This window comes from Ruficoccus sp. ZRK36 (assembly GCF_019603315.1).
Classification (GTDB): Bacteria; Verrucomicrobiota; Verrucomicrobiia; order Opitutales; family Cerasicoccaceae; genus Ruficoccus.
In genome coordinates, this window is sequence record NZ_CP080649.1 from 222,025 (window position 1) to 239,145 (window position 17,121).

At 58.4% G+C, this 17,121-nt stretch carries 13 protein-coding genes; 5 read left to right on the top strand and 8 right to left on the bottom strand.

Features of this window, described 5'->3' with window-relative positions:
* Positions 1–171: 171 nt before the first annotated feature.
* Both K0V07_RS00915 and K0V07_RS00920 read right to left on the bottom strand, forming a co-directional pair.
* A complete protein-coding gene (locus K0V07_RS00915; RefSeq protein ID WP_220622653.1) occupies positions 172–2,085 on the bottom strand; it encodes a heparinase II/III family protein in 1,914 nt (637 codons plus the stop codon).
* Between the two features lie 467 nt (positions 2,086–2,552).
* Positions 2,553–4,013: an arylsulfatase gene (locus tag K0V07_RS00920; protein WP_220622654.1), complete on the bottom strand. Its 1,461-nt coding sequence runs from the start codon at positions 4,011–4,013 to the stop codon at positions 2,553–2,555.
* A gap of 208 nt (positions 4,014–4,221) precedes the next feature.
* On the opposite strand from K0V07_RS00920, the gene K0V07_RS00925 reads away from it, so the two are divergent.
* The 4 genes from K0V07_RS00925 (at position 4,222) to K0V07_RS00940 (ending at position 9,469) form a co-directional block, all read left to right on the top strand.
* The gene (locus K0V07_RS00925; protein WP_220622655.1) at positions 4,222–5,286 is read left to right on the top strand and encodes a LacI family DNA-binding transcriptional regulator; all 1,065 of its coding nucleotides are present in this window, start codon (positions 4,222–4,224) and stop codon (positions 5,284–5,286) included.
* A 105-nt stretch (positions 5,287–5,391) separates the two neighbouring features.
* Positions 5,392–6,465: a hydroxyacid dehydrogenase gene (locus K0V07_RS00930; RefSeq protein WP_220622656.1), complete on the top strand. Its 1,074-nt coding sequence runs from the start codon at positions 5,392–5,394 to the stop codon at positions 6,463–6,465.
* Positions 6,466–6,512: 47 nt separating this feature from the next.
* Complete coding sequence (locus K0V07_RS00935) at positions 6,513–7,373, top strand: PEP-CTERM sorting domain-containing protein (protein ID WP_220622657.1); 861 nt, start codon at positions 6,513–6,515, stop codon at positions 7,371–7,373.
* A gap of 377 nt (positions 7,374–7,750) precedes the next feature.
* A complete protein-coding gene (locus tag K0V07_RS00940) occupies positions 7,751–9,469 on the top strand; it encodes a Na+/H+ antiporter NhaC family protein (RefSeq protein WP_220622658.1) in 1,719 nt (572 codons plus the stop codon).
* A 93-nt stretch (positions 9,470–9,562) separates the two neighbouring features.
* Here K0V07_RS00940 and K0V07_RS00945 read toward each other — a convergent pair whose 3' ends face one another.
* From K0V07_RS00945 to K0V07_RS00970, 6 genes are all read right to left on the bottom strand, one after another.
* Complete coding sequence (locus K0V07_RS00945; RefSeq protein ID WP_220622659.1) at positions 9,563–10,096, bottom strand: carbohydrate binding domain-containing protein; 534 nt, start codon at positions 10,094–10,096, stop codon at positions 9,563–9,565.
* A gap of 229 nt (positions 10,097–10,325) precedes the next feature.
* The gene (locus K0V07_RS00950; RefSeq protein ID WP_220622660.1) at positions 10,326–11,723 is read right to left on the bottom strand and encodes a hypothetical protein; all 1,398 of its coding nucleotides are present in this window, start codon (positions 11,721–11,723) and stop codon (positions 10,326–10,328) included.
* A gap of 2 nt (positions 11,724–11,725) precedes the next feature.
* Entirely contained in the window at positions 11,726–12,199 is a 474-nt protein-coding gene (locus K0V07_RS00955; RefSeq protein ID WP_255568058.1) for a hypothetical protein, read from the bottom strand.
* Between the two features lie 64 nt (positions 12,200–12,263).
* Complete coding sequence (locus tag K0V07_RS00960) at positions 12,264–12,794, bottom strand: hypothetical protein (protein WP_220622662.1); 531 nt, start codon at positions 12,792–12,794, stop codon at positions 12,264–12,266.
* Positions 12,795–13,099: 305 nt separating this feature from the next.
* Positions 13,100–15,085 (bottom strand): squalene--hopene cyclase, encoded by a 1,986-nt coding sequence (shc, locus tag K0V07_RS00965; RefSeq protein ID WP_220622663.1) that lies wholly within the window; start codon positions 15,083–15,085, stop codon positions 13,100–13,102.
* 35 nt (positions 15,086–15,120) lie between these two features.
* Entirely contained in the window at positions 15,121–15,726 is a 606-nt protein-coding gene (locus K0V07_RS00970; RefSeq protein ID WP_220622664.1) for a TetR/AcrR family transcriptional regulator, read from the bottom strand.
* Between the two features lie 144 nt (positions 15,727–15,870).
* Between K0V07_RS00970 and K0V07_RS00975 the strand changes: the two genes are divergently transcribed.
* The gene (locus K0V07_RS00975; protein ID WP_220622665.1) at positions 15,871–17,097 is read left to right on the top strand and encodes a cytochrome c biogenesis protein CcdA; all 1,227 of its coding nucleotides are present in this window, start codon (positions 15,871–15,873) and stop codon (positions 17,095–17,097) included.
* Positions 17,098–17,121: the final 24 nt, after the last annotated feature.

Consider the following 17,121-nt stretch of genomic DNA (forward strand, 5'->3'; position numbering starts at 1 on the left):
ACGGTGCGGGGTTTTTATTGTCCGTCGCGAGAGCCACAGGGCGCTCATCCGCGTCCATCCGGCCAATCCCCCGTTTGTTACCCATCCCTCCTAACCTCTCCTTGATCGAAAATAACGCCCTCCCCGAAGCAGGGAGGGCGTCAACGAAAACGGTTTATGAAAAGTTAGAACTTACTGCTCCTGTACGTCAAAGACAGTCGTCAGGGTCATTTCCTTGACTGGCTCGGCCGACTGCAGGACCAGGCATTGGTGATCACCTTGCTTGAAGTCTAGCGTGCGATCCATAAGCGGCTGGAGGCTCTGGTCCAATTCGCAATCCGCCTCAAAGGTCACGGTCAGATCACCGGCGACCAGCTTTCCGGGCGTCAGGACAGCCTCATCACCGGGGGCGATGATACCACTCATATCATTATATTTGTCTTTGAGTTCGCGCAGGGGCAACCCCAGGTGCCAGCGAAATAAGGCGATCTCGGGCTTGGTGAGGACGACTTCATCACGGACTTCCAGTGTATTCTTCGTCCAGATAATCGTACGGATCCATTTCTCGGCTGTCGGGTAGACCTGGCTCATGTCAGCCTCGGCCTCACCGCCATTTTCATCCATGTAGATCACTTCCAGCGGTGCTGCCCGGAACTCGTCCTTCTTCGGCTGTCCGACGGCCTCGCGCTCTTCAATCGTGGCCTTCATCGGGTCAATAATTCCCACCTGCAGCACGTTGTGCCCTGTGATGGTGCGGAAATACTGGAGCACGTCCTGGTAGCTATAGCTGATCAATGCCGCCTCAATGAGCACCGCACGGCCATTGACGATAAAGTTCACACCCCCACGGTCCATGTGGTCGTGAAAGTCCGTCTCGGCCCCTCCGCGCATCCATAGCCCTGAGGCTTTCTTGTCCCAGCTGTCGCGCCAGGTCAGCATCTGCATCTTGGGGTAGTAGGCGTAGGGGGCCGGCTCTTTCATCCCCTTATCCGACATCGCTTTTACGATCATACCGTTCAGCGTCCGCGTCATGGAGTACTCGTACACGTCTTTCTCCGCTTGTGTCTTACACACCCAGAGGGCAACCGGATCGTTCAGCAGAACGGCCAGATCCGCAAAGATATCGATGTAGTTTCTGAGCGAGAAACGATAGCCGTAAAAATTGTCGAAATTGTTGATCGTGTAGTCATTGGGCTGGATGTGGTGCGCCAGCCACGTCCCATAGTTACTCATGAACGCATTATCGGCCAGGCGGCGATCCCCTACCATCAGAGAACTGCGAACAGCCGGCATCAGCAGTTTCATCGTCGCGATCGAGTACGACATCCCCTCGACAAACTCACCCTGTTCGCCCTCGGCGTTAAAGGTTTCAAGCAGACGCTGGATACCGTATTCGTACTCTTCGCCATACTCATCCAAACCGAGGTACGCCGTAGCACCGACCAACCCGGAGAGCGGGATCACCCACTGGTTGCTGAAAACTGCCTTCGCCTTGACGAACCAGCCCTTTTCGGACTTCCAGTCGTCGACGACATACTTGATCTCGCGCTTGAGCAGCGCGTCCATCTTCGCCTTGAGGTCGGCCGGTATCGCCTCGGGGGGCAGTGAGTCGATGAAGACTACGCAGGCCAGCATACCGCGACCGGTCGCCATCCATACCCCATCATCAGTATACTTACCATGCTTCCCATAGGAGCTCCATCCGGGGCGCTGCAGCGGGTCCCAGGTAGTCAGCTCCTCCATCTGCTCAAGGGCATGATCAAGGAAAGCTTTGTCGCCACTGAGCACATACGCTGAGGCCATACGCTCGCATCGCGAAAGCACGGCAGCGGTAACCATGATATCCGTCCGTGCCAGCGAGAACTGCAGATACTCCTCCGTGTAGCGGTTATCCCAGCCCAGCTTGTTATCCTTAATATCCGCCAATGTCATCGGACGGCGGATGATCGGCTTCTCCAGGAGCCAGCGGCTCTTTTTGACAAACTCATCGCGCGCCTCAGCCATGGCCGGATCATCGTGGATGCGCTTGAGCAGCTCATAGCGGGAGACCAGCTTATTATCTTCTCCCAACGGCTTGGCAGGGGCAACGCCCGGCGCTTCATTCACATCATCTGCGACCGCTTCAGGGGATACCTTTACAGGCTGCGGGGGAGCAGCTTTGGCTTGCCCGGCTTCCGCAGGAGCGTCGCTGGTCGTTGGTGCCGCATTGGCAGCAGCAGGACGTGTACATTGAGGAAAAACAAAGCCGGCAGCGGCTACCAAACAAAGGATAAGAAGTTTACGGGGCATGGGCCATTCGGGTGTGGGTTAATCTGGGTGCGTTCCCTGCATAGGCCGCCGCATACATATCCATCGCCTCAGCCTGCACCTAAGACAGGCGGGCAATGGTCGCACGCAAACGAGATCGGGGTGAACACAACGAGTATAGCGTCTCAAAACGCTGCTAACCCGACAAAACAAACATATACGAACGCGTTCAAACGCAAAATCTCCACGCACGTAGCCATTTCTCGTGAACCTGTTCAGCGACGCCGGGATGTTCACTCACGCGAAGTGGACCACCGCATCGAATCTCAGCAGTTGTTGGAGGTATCGGGGTGCATCCACCACAGTTGCTCCCAGGCGGTGCCGTTCGTGTTCTCACACTTTGGGCCCGGTGTGCTCCGCCCGTTCTCGACATACTGCGTCAACAGCGCGCGGAGGCGGTCGATGACCACCGGGTTTTCGGCATAGACGTTGCGGCGCTCACCGATGTCGCTTTGCAGATCGTAGAGTTGAACAGGAGGCAGACCTTCGCAGTCCGAACCCGGCTTGGGATCACTCCAGCCGCCGGAGCCAGCGCACATTTCGAGCTTCCACTGCCCATAGCGAATCGAGAAAGAGCCATCAATGGAGTGATGAACCGTCGCCTCACGCAGCGAGCCGTCCAGTGGCTTTCCCTCCCACAGCGGCAGGTTACTTACGCTATCCTCCCCCGCTCCTCCGGGCAGAGTCACTCCGAGGATGTCCGTGCATGTCGCCAGAAAGTCTACCAGACAAATCGTCTCGCCACACGTCGCCCCCGAGGCAATGCGTCTGGGCCATCTCACCAGCAGGGGGATACGATGCCCTCCCTCGTAAATATCCGCCTTGTGCCCGCGGAAGATATAGCTGGGGTTGTGTCCCGCAGTTGCCAACTCCTCAAAGTTAGCCTGCGGAGAACACCCATTATCGGACGTGAAAACCACGATGGTATCTTCAGCCACACCGCAACGCTCCAATGCATCCATCACTTGCCCGACGACATCGTCCACATCCAGACAAAAATCCCCGTAGGCATTGGTCCCGGATTTTCCCTGAAACTCGGGCCGTGGCAAAATCGGTGTATGCGGAGCCGGTAACGAGAAATACAGGAAGAACGGCTGTTCGCCGGCAGACTTCTCTTCGATATATCGGATGGCTTTCCGGGTAAACGCCGGCATCACCTCTTCATGCGCAAAGTTCGGGGCGATGGGGCCTTCACGCCAAAAAGCAGGCGCCGGGCTATCGGGGGTCACACGATCGGGAGCCGCCGTCACGTATTCGTTTTTCAAATACACATACGGTGGCATATCGAGAGATCCGCTAATGCCGAAAAACTCGTCGAACCCGACATCAGTCGGGCCACCGCTGATAGGCTGCGTATAGTCCACGGTTCCATCTTCACCCCGAGCCCAGTCCCAGCCCAGGTGCCACTTACCGATACAGGCAGTCGCATATCCCTGCTCCCGCAGGCATGAGGCTACCGTCATGCGATCAGATTCGATCAAAGGGCGATCATAGCCGTCTGTGACACCACGTTTGAGCCACGAGCGCCAATTGTAGCGACCGGTCAGGATGCTGTAGCGCGAGGGCGTACACACTGCTGAGCTCGAGTGAGCATCGGTAAAGCTCATGCCATTCGCAGCCAGCCGATCAAGGTTCCGGGTGCGGATCTTACTGTGTTCGTTCAGGCACGACAGATCGCCATAGCCCATGTCATCCACGAGGATGTATAGAATATTTGGTTTCTTCATGTCAGGGGCATGCGCACAGGAAAAATCACAAACCCCAGTGCACCAGTCCTCGTTTATAGTTCACGCCTTCACAGGTATAAAGCCAGCACTCATGCACACATACTAGTCACATTAACAAAAGCATACAGCGCCACGACGCCCGCCTCGTTTCCGACAATACCCTTGACGAAATAACCCGCCCAGACTCTGTTTACACAGACTAGTTACCATGCAAAAAAAGCGTGTTACCCAAAAGGACGTTGCCTACGAGGCAGGTGTGCACCGGGCCACGGTATCGCTCGCAGTCCGTAACCACCCCAGCATCCCGGCAGAGACACGAGAGCGCGTCATGCGTGCCGCCCGTAAGCTCGGCTATGCCCCGGACCCAATGCTGTCCGCTCTGGCCATGTACCGGAGCACGATGAAAGATCACACCTTTCAGGGGACACTCGCCTGGCTCGCATTTACCGACAAGCGCTTCCCCTGGAACAAGGAAGGCCTCTTTTGGAACTATTACCAGGGAGCCCTTTCGCGCGCCAAAGAGCATGGTTTCAAGCTGGAGCGTTTTGAGTTTGATCCCCACGAGATTAAAGCCGAACGCCAGGCATCCATTCTCAGGGCCCGTAATATCCGAGGCATCCTGCTCGCCCCACAGACTGAGCCACGGAAGGTCGTGGACTTTATCTGGGATGATTTTTCGTTCATCACCTTTGGCTACTCACTGCTGAAACCCGAGCTGCACACCGTCTGCACGACCCAGTACCGCGCCATGGCACAGATCATGAGCACCCTGCACGAGCGAGGCTATCGGCGGATTTCGCTGGCGATCAACATGGAGCACAACGAGCGGACCGATAACAACTACCTCTCGGGCTACCTGACTGCGCAGTACCGCATCGGGGAGCCCCCACTCGTCCACGATGAAATCTGGAGCGATACCGATGCCTTTATCAAACGGCTGCGCGAAGAGAAACCGGAAGCCGTCGTCATCGGTAGCCCTAAAGTTCTCACGCTGATGAGGGAAAACGGGTTTCGAATCCCCCGCGACTGCGCGGTCGTTTGCCCCGGTCTATCATCCGACGAAAGCAAAATCGCCGGTGTCGTCGAAGACGCCTATCACATCGGTGAAGTCGCGGTGGATCACCTCACGCGTATGATCATGCGTGGTGAGCGAGGCATTCCCCAGAAAGTTCAACGCGTCCACATCGAGGGCATCTGGAAGGACGGCCCAACCATAGCCCCCGCCAAGAAGCGAACCAGGCGTAAAACGACCTCCCCTGCCCCCTTACGCTGATAAATCGTCCGCACGGGCTGACTCTCATCCCCGGTAGATACTGATTAGTCTGTGTAAATACCCATACCCTTCCATGCCTCTCTCCATGAGGGTAGATTATGGGGGATGCCAAAGATTTCCCCAGAGCACGAATCTGCGATAGCTCTCGAAACCCCTGCCGATAAATCACGCGTCCTGGTTGCCATCTCTCCGCGCGACTACGACCGGTTTTTTCCCGGAGGGATGACACTCGATGCGGGCAGCTGCGACCTGCGCATTGCTGCCCCTCAGCAGCTGGAACCGGGCAACTGGGTGCAACTGCTTCGGGAGTATCAGCCGGAAATCTTGATGACTGCCTGGTCCACGCCTCCCCTGACGCGTGCCATCACAGCCGAGGAGTGGCTCAGTATCCGCTACGTCTGCCACTTATCCGGATCGGTTAAGAAGCTCTTGGACATCGACCTGATCGAGCGCGGCATCAGCGTGACAAACTGGGGCAGCATGATCACCCCCTGCGTGGCGGAGCATGCACTCCTGCTCATCCTCGCCTGCTGTCGCAAGGCCACCCTGTGGCAAAACTTTCGGCAGTTCTCGGGTCCGTCCCCGGAACGCGCGCGCTATCTGGATGACTTGCAAACGATGAGCCTGCAAGGTCGGCGAGTCGGCATCCACGGATTCGGAAAAATCGCCCGGCATTTAATTCAGCTGCTCAAGCCCTTCGGAGTACGCATCTCGGCCTACTCCACCCCTTTTCCTGCTGAGACCATGCAGGCACTGGGTGTGCAGCCGCAGCCTGACATTGATACCCTTTTCGCTAACAGCGACGTGCTCGTCGAGTGCGAGGCCCTGACACCCGAGACCGCTAAAAGCGTGACGCGTGAACGCCTTGAGAGGCTGCCCGACGACGCCGTCTTCGTTAACATAGCCCGCGGCGGCCTCGTCGATGAAGAGGCCTTGATTGACGTAGCCCGCAGCCAGAGGATTCGCATCGGGCTCGACGTCTACGCACGCGAGCCGCTCGCGCCGGCCTCCCCCCTGTGGGACATCCCCGGTGCCATCCTCTCGCCCCATATCGCAGGCCCCACCCACGATGTTTACGCGCAGTGCGGCAACTTCGCCCTGGAGAATATCCAGCACTATCTCAGGGGAGAGCCGCTGCAGAGTGTCATCGACGCGAATACCTACCAGCTCTCGACCTGAAACGACTCGTTCTTTCATTCCAACTAACCCTAACGACAAAATATCCCATGAATAGATACTGCCCAAAACTCACCGCTCTCATGATCTCCGCCGGCTTCGCCGGCTGCCTCCCGCTGACCTCCAGCGCGGAGGTCCTCTACTTCGAAAACTTCGAAAGCTATACCCCCGGCAGCACCATCACGACTGCCAGCGCATACTGGTCATCTGATTACACTGGCAATGACATCTACTTCGAGGCGCGCGACGACAGCAGCGACCTCTTCGGCAGCAGCGGTAATCAGTACGGCTATCTGGCCGATACCAGCGTCACCAACAACCAGAGCTTCTCGGAGGCGATCACGCCCTTTACCGGAACGCAAACTGGGCAGCTTGACTTCTCCTTCTATGATCCCTCCGGCGACCTTTTTAACGGGCAGGGCTTCCTCGTTCGGATCGGCTCCGGTAACGGCAACAAAAAGACAAGCTTCGGCCTCTTTGTCATGGATGGCGAGCTGGTCTGGGCTTCCGGTAATGGCGTCTGGCTCAACACCAGCCAAACGACCACCTACGCCATGGATACCGCGAATACCGTGTCGGTCGTCTTTAACAACAGTAACGATCCTCTAACCTACGGAGACCAGACCGTAGCCTCGCACTGCATGGATGTCTACCTCAACGGCGTCCTGGTTGGTGACGATTGGGGCGGAGCCGGTGAAGATCCGACAGGGACTGCTATCGCAAACGTCAACTTCACCGCAAAATCCCAGGAATCCAGTGCCACGGACTTTGCGGGTACGATCTATCTGGACGACATCCGGGTGGACTCCTCCATCAACATCCCCGAGCCCTCCTCTTCAGCCATGCTGTTCGCTAGTCTGGGCGGCGCGCTGTTCGTACTGATCAAGCGCCTGCGTCGCGCCCGCGCTTGAGAACCGCTCGCCTCAGTTAACAAGGGGTAGCGTTTACCCCACCTTTTGTTGCCGCCTCGGCGACGCACAGAAAGACATCAACCCCGCCGGGTTGTTAGTTGGAATGGTTACCCGTGGCTTCGGTGCTCGCCTACCAGCGCCGAAACTTCGGGTAATACTATTTCCAGTACCACGGTGCGCATGCTACGCATAGTCGGTAGAGTGTGCAGGCGACCCCTCTCCTCATATACGATTGACGGGGCCTGGCGGCACTTCTTTAGTCAGGGCATCGCGCGCCACATCTGCTTTGCGAGCGATGAGATACGATCAAGCATACTGACCGTGCTCAAATAGCCTCCACTGATTATAATGGTCTGCGACCTGCTCCCGCTCTGCCGATGACTGCCCCGCATAAACATCCAGCACTACGCCTACTTCACGCTCCGGGTCTATGGATCTTTGTACTGGGTATCGCACTGGCGGCCTGGGTCGGGCAGATCGCCTCCCCCCACTGGTACATCCAACAGGCATCACTCGGAGACACCGAGCAGAACAGTACTGATGCGATCGATGCTTCGGACTCACTGCTGTGGGAGCTGCGCGGAAAGTCCGTCACGGAGCTTCCGACCGCCAAAGCCGAGCGCGTACGCGTCCAGCAGGCGAACGGACAAATCGAGATTTTCTCACTCAGCCCCCATCAGCACTGGGGCTACTGGTCCTTTCTGCCAGCGGTCATGGCCGTGGCGCTATGCTTTATCACCCGTGAGCCGATCACTGCGCTAACCGGCGGCATCATTACCGGTGCGCTTTTGATGTGTAAGTTCGACATCACCGGAGATGTTGTCATCCCCGCACTGGCCACCAAGAGCGGAGCGGGCATCCTCATCCTGTACCTGTGGTTTCTGGGCGGCATCATGGGCATCTGGTCGCGTAATGGCGCGGCCCAGGCCTTCGCCGAGTTGATGACGCGGCGCTTCGTGCGCGGCCCGGTCAGCGCACGGCTGGTGGCCTGGTTTCTCGGGGTGCTCTTCTTTCAGGGCGGCACGCTCAGCACCGTCCTCGTTGGCACCACCGTACGCCCTGTCGCGGACAAGGAAAACGTCAGCCACGAAGAGCTTTCCTACATCGTGGACTCGACCGCCTCCCCGATTGCCATCCTGCTCCCCTTCAATGCCTGGCCCTTTTATGTGCAGGGCCTGATCTTTCTCTCCGGAGTCGGGTTTCTGGCCACGGAGGCAGACCGCACGAACTTTTTCATGAGTTCGATTCCGCTCTCTCTGTACGCATGGGCGGCTGTGATCTTCACGCTGCTAATGTGCTTCGACAAGCTCCCCTTTCTGGGCCGCTCGATGAAAGAAGCTATCGCACGCGCACGGGAAACGGGTGAACTCGACCGGCCCGGTGCCCAACCCCTACTGGCCAAGGAACTCGAAACAAGCGATCCGCCCGCAGATTACCGCCCGAGCGTATGGGAGTTTTTCATCCCACTGGGGCTGATCATCGGTGTAGCCGTCGGAACGCACTTTCTGCTCGGTTCTCCCAACGTCCACTGGGCTTTCGGTGCAGCTCTACTGGTGGCGTTCGGGATAACACTCGCACGCGGCATGAGCCTGGAGAACGCCATCGGCGGCCTCACACAGGGCCTCAAGGGCGTCGTCTACGGCTCCGTCGTGCTGCTGCTGGCCGTGGTCATCGGGCGCGTCAGCCAGGATACCGGCGGCGGCTACTACCTGATGGACGTATTCGCAGGCTCGGTTCCTTTCTGGCTGCTTCCGGTGCTGTGCCAGGTCCTCACGATGTTTATCGCCTTTTCCACGGGGACGAGTTTCGGGACCTTTGCAGTCTCCCTACCGCTTGTCATGCCTCTGGCCTGGGGCACCGCCATGGCGGCCGACCTCGTCCACCCCCAGCTATATCTGACGATCTGCTTCGCAGCCGTGATCAACGGCAGTGTCTACGGTGACCAGTGCTCGCCCATCTCAGACACGACGGTGCTCAGCAGCATGGCCACGGGTTGCGACCTGATGGACCACGTAAAGACCCAGATCCTCCCGGCCTCTGTCGCGGCGCTGTTTGCAGCGATCGGCTGGAGCATCGCCGTCTTTTTCGCCGCTTAACCACTCTCCCTGCAGATAAAAAAAGCCGCCCACAACGGGCGGCCTGAAAAACCTTACTGTCCATCCCCATGGGGATGCAGCGTGCGGTGAAATTTACATTTTCTTCAGCTCGAAATTATCGAGCAGAAACTCACCCGTGCTCTTGCCGTAGGAGAGGATGTAGATGGCGGCAGAAGTAGCATTGGCAGGCACATCAAAGTCCAGCTTGTAGCTCTTCCACTTATTGCCGGCGACACTCAGGCCCTTGCCGACCGGGTCGGTACCCTTGGAATTACCGGGGCGGTTGATCGCCTTCTTGGAGGCATCGAAGAACACAACATACACGCCGCAGCCATTGCCGCTGACAGTCTTGCCCTGGTAGAGGAGCTGATACTTGGCACCACTGTCGACCTGGAAGCGGTCAGAGGCAATAAAGGCACCCTTAACAGCGTCAGGGTCCATGATCTGCAGAGCGGAAGAGCTTCCAGGGGCACCCTCGGACGAGTTCTTCACGGTGATGGTGTCGCGGGTGCTGGCCTTCCAGCCCTGCATCCCATCTTCAAAACCGGGGTTGTTAATGGCCGATGCAACCATCGGAATCGCCAGTGCGAGTGCCAGGAGGCACGATTTGGAGGTTTGGGTAAACATGGCAGAAGTTATTTCAGATCGGCCAACATTGATCAAGACCGGGTTTGTCACGGCACGCACGATGCGCACAAGACCCGGCTGAAAAGCCGCTCGTCAGCTAGCGTTTCGGCCACTGATCTCGCAGAGTCGGAAAGTTCAAACATTTGAACCACACATATGCATGAACCCATGCGGATTCCAAGAGGATCCTTACGCGATGGAGCAGCGGGGAGCGAGCGCTCCTCGCGCACTACTGGACAGAGCTGGGCGGGATTTCGCGCCAGCCGACCAGGGTCAACTCTCCCACTCCACTGGTCCCCGATGAGCTGTCCGAGTCGCTGTGTTCGATGTTACCCAGGTTCACGTCATAGTAGAACTCAGCACCGTTGGTGACCTCGATGTTATTAGCGACGATGGCTCCCCGGAACTGGGACTTGGGCCGTCCACCCACCCCGGCGATTCTCACGGTGGAGTTGGGGGCATTAATGACACCGGTGAAGACGTCAAAGTTGTTCAGCACCACGTCCTGGCTTCCCTTGGCAATAACCTGAAACTGCGCGGGATACTGCTGAGCGATTTCGTCGGCATTGATGTGGATATTCTCACCGGCCATGATGACGAGAGTCGCGCCCGGCTCGATCACGACGTCGGCACCCAGATTGAGATTGCGGGTCGCATCGATGACCACATCCCCGACAACCGTAATCGTCGTGTTCTGATTGGTGTTGATGCGCTCGGTATTGACCCAGGTCGCCTGATTCCAGGAGCCCAGGTTGATGCTCGAATTATTCTGCCAGTAGTTCTGGTCCATCGACTGCACAGCGTAGCCATCGGTGGTCGGATAGTCCGGGTCAGTGATTTCCGCATCAAAGTCTCTGGACATCCGGTTCGGGTCGACGCCGTAGGTCATACCCGAATCCGGCCCGATGACAGTCGCATTCTGCGTCGGGTCATGATGGTGAGAGTTTGAGTAGCCGATGACTCCCCCGCCGCTGCGGACGGAGCCATGGATGTAGGCGTTGTTGATGTTGATCGACCAGTTGTTGTTCGAGACGCTGGCGATGACCACCGCATAGCCGGTGTTCTGCCCAAAGTACGGGACGCCATAATCGTTATCGCTATCGTAACTGGCCACCTTCATGCCGGGATTATTGTGATTCAGCCGGATGCCGTTCTTGGCCACCAGTCCATAGCTAAACAGCCCTGAGCCGGTAGAAGACTCCGTAGCGGCTTCGCTGCGCACTTCTTTCACCTTCAGCTCAACAGCGCTCTGTACCAGCCGCCCATCAACCTCAATACCGGTCAGAGCGGTAATGGTGTAGACATCATCGCTGTCCAGATCGATGGATACGTCGGTATTAGCGGTGTAGCCCAGGGCGACTTCCTGGCTGAAAGTCTTTTTCCAGACATCAGTGCCCTCTGAGAGCCAGCCATCCGAGCCGAGATCATTCTTGGAGATCGCATGCATGGCCAGTTCCAGACCCGACTCGGAAAGATGGAAGGCAGACTGCCCCAATCCGTAGCTCATAGTGTCCTCGTACTCGCTGACAAGGACCTTGGTCTGGCTGACGATGATCAGTAAGGCGGCAGCGGCAAAGATCAATGTAACTAGAATAGCCGATCCGCGTCGATTGGGTAGAGTTTTCATGATTACAATGTCCTGTTTCTGAAGGTGACCATGGCCGTCTCCGTATCGACAGACTTGGTCCCATTGGCACCTTCACGTTCTGAGGTGAGTTCGAGCTTGGCGGCGTTCATATCGATCTGCGTCGTGGTTTCATCCCCGAAGCGATCGTAGTAGGTAAAGGCTACGGCTGTGACGTTATCGACTAATGTCCGACTCGTGTCGTTCGTGATGGATTTGGCCACGAAACCGCTGTTCGCGCTGTCGTACCAGTAGCGGATGCGCTCGGTGCTGCCATCCATCCGTGTCGTGGTGAATTCAAAGACGGTAGCTGTCGTCTGGTGCACATCACTAATACCCCGTACCGCCTTGTGCACGGTCTCAAAGGCGTAGAGCAGCGTTTCCGACTGGTCACGGTGCTCCAGCGAGGTCTTCATGCTCTTGTTGAAGGAGTAAAAAGTCGCGTACGACCCAGCCATCACGAACGACAGGATCGCCACAGCAACCATGAGCTCGGCCACGGAAAACCCCCGCCGCCTGCATGGGCCACCTGTGCGCCCCAGCCTAGTTGGCCGTGCTAAACTTTTTATCTGAGAGTCCATCTTCTGTAAAAACTGCCTGACTGTGGATCAGGTAGGATTCACCGTTATAGGTCCACTGGACGACAACAGTGACCCGGATCGCTCCGTCGTCCCCGTCCAGATACTGCAAAAAGGAATCCACCGTGTAGGTGACGCTGTTCTGGGCTACCTGTGAGGTGCTGTGGGCAACCGCTTCGCCGGAAGTTGCCACCGTGCGCCCGAGCAGGCTGTTCAGTTGATCTGCGTTTGCCGAGGTCCCCCCCGAGTCTATGCGGTCGTCCATCTGGTCGAAGGTCAGCGTCCGGTAGCCCTCGATCGTCGCATTCAAGTGCGTAAAGCCCATTCTCATCCCGTCCGAACGGTATGAAATCTTCCTCAGTTGGGGCAGCGCCGCGATGCAGCCGAGCAGCACCACACTCAGGATCGACATCCCGATCATCACCTCCATCAGCGAGTACGCAGAAGCCACCCCTGAAAGCAAGGGTCTGGATGCTGTCGCCTGAGCAGATTTCATAGAACAAAGATAAGGTCAAAGTCGGATTTATGACATAAGTAATTACCCCTATTCTACATTAATCGTCAATGCATATTGCGGCTTAAGCCTGTTAATAAAATGGTAAAACCGCGAAATCCTAACCGGCCTCAATCCCTTTATGTATGCCGCATCAAGGCCGTATGGCCCTACCGAGCCGGGCATGCAGAACCCCTCAGGTCGGGGCACGTCAAATGATGCAGCCCACGCAGGGGCCCGGGCGAGGCATCAAGCCCCGAGAAAAGGCTCTGCCTGCGGTCTAAAATGACCTCTCCAGTATGCGAGAATCAGGCCTGATCCGCCAGATGACGACGGGCACGGCCCATGGCCATGAGCGGGAAGTAGTGGCGGTACATGTTGTAGTTGATCATGAACCCACGGGCCAGCTCACGCCCCTGCGAGAGGGCATCGGTATTCCCAGCGAGCCGAATCCGCTCGCCCACTCCGTAGCCGGGGAAGCCGGTACCGGTGTACTCCAGCTGCTCCCAGGTCCCGTCCTTTTGGGTGCGCAGCAGGTAGTCGAGCCCGCGCTGAATCGCTGCATCGTACTCGTGCGTGTCCATCGCCAGCAGGGCCATCAGCGCCCATCCTGTCTGGCTGGGCGTGGTCGTACCCACCCCGCGCAGGGAGTCGTCCATGTACGAGCCGCAGCTTTCACCCCATCCTCCGTCCTCGTTCTGCCGTTCGAGCAGCCACTGAGCACACTTGCGGATGCGCGGGTCGTGCATGTCAAAGCCCACCGCCTTCAGGCCGGGCAGAACCAGCGCTGTGCCATAAATATAGTTCACCCCCCAACGGCCAAACCATGGGCCCTCGGGCTCCTGCTCAGCCATGATGTAGTCCACCCCGCGCTTCACGGCCGGGTCTTCCATGCCGTAGCCCATGAGGCCGAGAGCCTCCAGCTTGTGGCCAGTCAGGTCGGCACTGGGCGGGTCGAGCACTTCTCCGAAGTCACAGAAGGGAATCTGCGTGAGCGCCTTGGTATGGTTGTCCTTGTCGAAGGCGCCCCAGCCGCCATTGGTGGACTGCATGGCGCGCAGCCAGGCCTCTGCCCGGTCAAAAGCGCGGTCGATGCGCGCGCGGTAACTTTCCGGGGCCAGTTCCTTCATCTGGCAAAGCACGGTCAGGGCGACCGCCGTATCGTCCAGGTCCGGGTAAAAAGTGTTGGCGCGCTCAAAGGCCCAGCCCCCGCACTCCACGCCCTTGACGGTCATGGCCCAGTCGCCCTTGCACAGGACTTGCTTGTCGAGGATGTACTCGAGCGCGTCCTTGAGGGGTGGATAGCTCTCCCAGGTTTCTCCGCAGTCGAGAATCGCCTGCATGGCCAGCATCGTGTCCCAGATCGGCGATTCGCTGGCCTGGATAAAGATCATCCCATCACGCTCGTAGGACCAGTGGTTATTCCAGGCATTGATGCCTGCGGCCATCACCGGGTGCTCCCGGTTGTAGCCCTCCGTATGCAGCGCCAGCAGCGCGTAGATCCAGGGCGGCTGGATGCCCCCCCAGGCCCCGTCCGCATCCTGATGCTTGATCACCCACTCCAGCGCGAGCTTAATGGAGTTCTCCCGACCGGGCTTCCAGGGCAGGCCTTGCCAGAAGTGCAGGACCTTGTCCGCCGTGCGGAAAAACGTCGGCCAGAATCCCGACAGGCGCTTCGGGAAGGAGAAGTCGAAATTCTCGCGCCCCTCCGGGTAGAGCTCATCTAACCGGCGCTCCGGGGCCAGGGGCACGACCGGGCGGCGCACCGAGACGATGCTCATCGACATAAAGGTCGCGCGGGCCCACTGGGCGAACTGGTAGATATTAAACGGTGCCCAGAGCGGAATACGGATGATCTCCGGCGGGATCACGGGCAGCGTCTCCCAGGGCCACTCACCGATCGTAGCGAGCCAGAAGCGGGTAAACATGCGCGCCTTCTGCATGCCCCCGTGGGAGAGGATCCACTCGCGGGCCAAGCGTGTCGGCTCTTCATCCGGGCCCATCCCGGCACTGCGCAGGGCCGCATAGCACTCGATCGTGGTATTAATATCCCCCAACTCGGCACCATAGTAAATGTCCCACGAGCCGTCTTCACGCTGTTTGTGGATGATGCCCTTGATGATCTTGTCGTACTTGGGGTCATCGGTACGCTCCAGGAAGTGCATAGCGAGCACCCACTGCGCCTCCATGCAGCAGTTTGACTCCAGCACATCGTTCCAGAAGCCTTCAGACTTTTGTTCACGGGCCAGCCAGTCGAGTGCGCCTCGGATACCTTGATCAAGAGAGAGTGTCATAATAAATGGATACAGTTCAAAATGTTCAGATGGACCTATTTCTTTCGGGAGGCACGTGTCGCCTTAGCCGCAGGCTTGGCAGCTTTCTTGGATTTCTGTTTCGGTGATGGGAGAGTGGCCATAATCTCAGCGTAGAGCTCGGTCCATTCATCCTCCTTCATGGACATAAAGCCAAAGCTGCGCAACACGAACGCGCCCTCCATCGCCATAAATGCGATACGGGCCTGCCGCCCCTCCGGCGTGCTCAGATCGAGCGGCTGCAAATGTTCACGGTACCAGGTGCGGGCAGTCTCCATGTGCTCCGGGCTCTGCAATAGCATGGCCATGAGGCCAGCCGCTCGGGCATGAGAGTTCTTATTGATGCTCGCGGTCGCCTCGACGTAGCCGCGTACGGCAGCCACAGGGTCAGAGGCGGGAGGGGTCCGCTCATCGATCTCATCCTGAAACTGACGGCACCAGCGCTCCACCATCGCATCGATCATGCCGCGCTTCGACCCGAAGCAGTACTGTACGCCGCCTTTGGTGATCCCAGCAGCGCGAGCCACCGCGTCCATACTCAGGTCCGCTGCCCCGTGCGTGAGCACGATCTGTTCGGCAGCGTCCAGCACGGCATTACGGTCGATATTCTGTTGTCGGCCCATTTTTGATTCCGTACGTATGTATTGAAAAATAGAGTGGCAAGCAGAATTTATCGCGATGCGCCATAATTCCTGCGCCCAAGTAAAGGGACGAGAATTCGGGCTGGCCCTCCTGTGAGCCGACTCTCAGGATGCGGCTTTGTCCTGATGGCCACCTTAGCGAAAGTTCTCCGATTAAGCTCCGCCCTCCTGCTGGCGGCAGGGATGGGCACGCTGTCCGCCCAGAGTGAGACGCCCCCGCCAGCTACGACGAGCAGCCGTGCTGACAACCCACCGGCAGCCGCCACCGATCAGGTGCGTGTGGTGTACTTCTATCAGGTCGGGTGTGGTGAGTGTGAGCAGGCGCAGGCCTCACTGGAGGAGCTCCAGGCTGCGATGCCAGAGCTCGTTATCGAGAAGCACGACATACGTAACACCGCCGCCATGCGCTTAAACGAGGCGCTGTCCGAGCACTTCGGACTCCCCGAAAACCAACGCCTGCTGGCCCCGGCGGTTTTCACACGGGCCGGTGCACTCGGGCGCGAGGAGATAGACTTTGTCTCGCTGGCCGAGCTGCTGGACCGCACGCTCTCCACCCCACCCTCGGACTGGTATCCAAGCATGGATACGGAGCCCACCGCGCAGACCGATCAGAGTATCCGCCAGCGCTTTGAGCACATGACTGGCTGGATCGTGCTCGTCGCGGGCCTACTGGACGGGGTCAACCCCTGCGCCTTTGCCACCATCCTGTTCTTCCTTTCGTACCTGCATGTGGCCAAGCGCACGCCCGCGCAAATGCTGCAGGTCGGCCTGGCTTTTGCCCTGGCGATCTTTCTCACCTATCTGGCGCTCGGAGCCGGGTTCGCACAGGCCATCAGCCACGCGTCCGCCGTGCGTGCCATCGCGAATATTTTTAACTGGGTACTGGCCGCCGCCGCACTGGTGCTCGCTATCCTCTGCATCCGGGACGGCTTCCTCTGCCTGCGCGGACGGCTGAACGACACGGCCCTCAAGCTGCCCCTGTTTCTGCGTAAACGCATCAACGCCGCCATCCGTCACGGCACCCGGCACCGCCGTATCGTGCTGGCTGCCTTCGGGGCCGGTGTGGTCGTCTCCGTGCTGGAGCTGGCCTGCACCGGCCAGATCTACGCCCCGGTCATCCTCTACATGTACCATACCGGCGCAGAGAAAACCGCGGCCCTGGGCTATCTGGTCCTCTACAACCTCGCCTTCACGGTGCCCCTGCTCATCGTCATCGTGCTGGCGTTTTTCGGGCTGAGCAACGAGCGCCTGACCGCGTTTTTCCAGAGGAATGCCGCGCTGGTAAAGTTCGCCACCGGCGGTCTCTTTCTGCTCATCCTCGCCCTGCTTCTGAGCACGATGATTGCGTTTTAGAATAGCATAGCAGCCGCTCTGGAA

Coding starts and splice junctions, on each gene's coding strand:
- K0V07_RS00920 (WP_220622654.1), bottom strand. CDS start 4,013: ATGAAGAAACCAAATATTCTATACATCCTCGTGGATGACATGGGCTAT.
- K0V07_RS00925 (WP_220622655.1), top strand. CDS start 4,222: ATGCAAAAAAAGCGTGTTACCCAAAAGGACGTTGCCTACGAGGCAGGT.
- K0V07_RS00930 (WP_220622656.1), top strand. CDS start 5,392: ATGCCAAAGATTTCCCCAGAGCACGAATCTGCGATAGCTCTCGAAACC.
- K0V07_RS00935 (WP_220622657.1), top strand. CDS start 6,513: ATGAATAGATACTGCCCAAAACTCACCGCTCTCATGATCTCCGCCGGC.
- K0V07_RS00940 (WP_220622658.1), top strand. CDS start 7,751: ATGACTGCCCCGCATAAACATCCAGCACTACGCCTACTTCACGCTCCG.
- K0V07_RS00945 (WP_220622659.1), bottom strand. CDS start 10,096: ATGTTTACCCAAACCTCCAAATCGTGCCTCCTGGCACTCGCACTGGCG.
- K0V07_RS00950 (WP_220622660.1), bottom strand. CDS start 11,723: ATGAAAACTCTACCCAATCGACGCGGATCGGCTATTCTAGTTACATTG.
- K0V07_RS00960 (WP_220622662.1), bottom strand. CDS start 12,794: ATGAAATCTGCTCAGGCGACAGCATCCAGACCCTTGCTTTCAGGGGTG.
- shc (WP_220622663.1), bottom strand. CDS start 15,085: ATGACACTCTCTCTTGATCAAGGTATCCGAGGCGCACTCGACTGGCTG.
- K0V07_RS00970 (WP_220622664.1), bottom strand. CDS start 15,726: ATGGGCCGACAACAGAATATCGACCGTAATGCCGTGCTGGACGCTGCC.
- K0V07_RS00975 (WP_220622665.1), top strand. CDS start 15,871: ATGGCCACCTTAGCGAAAGTTCTCCGATTAAGCTCCGCCCTCCTGCTG.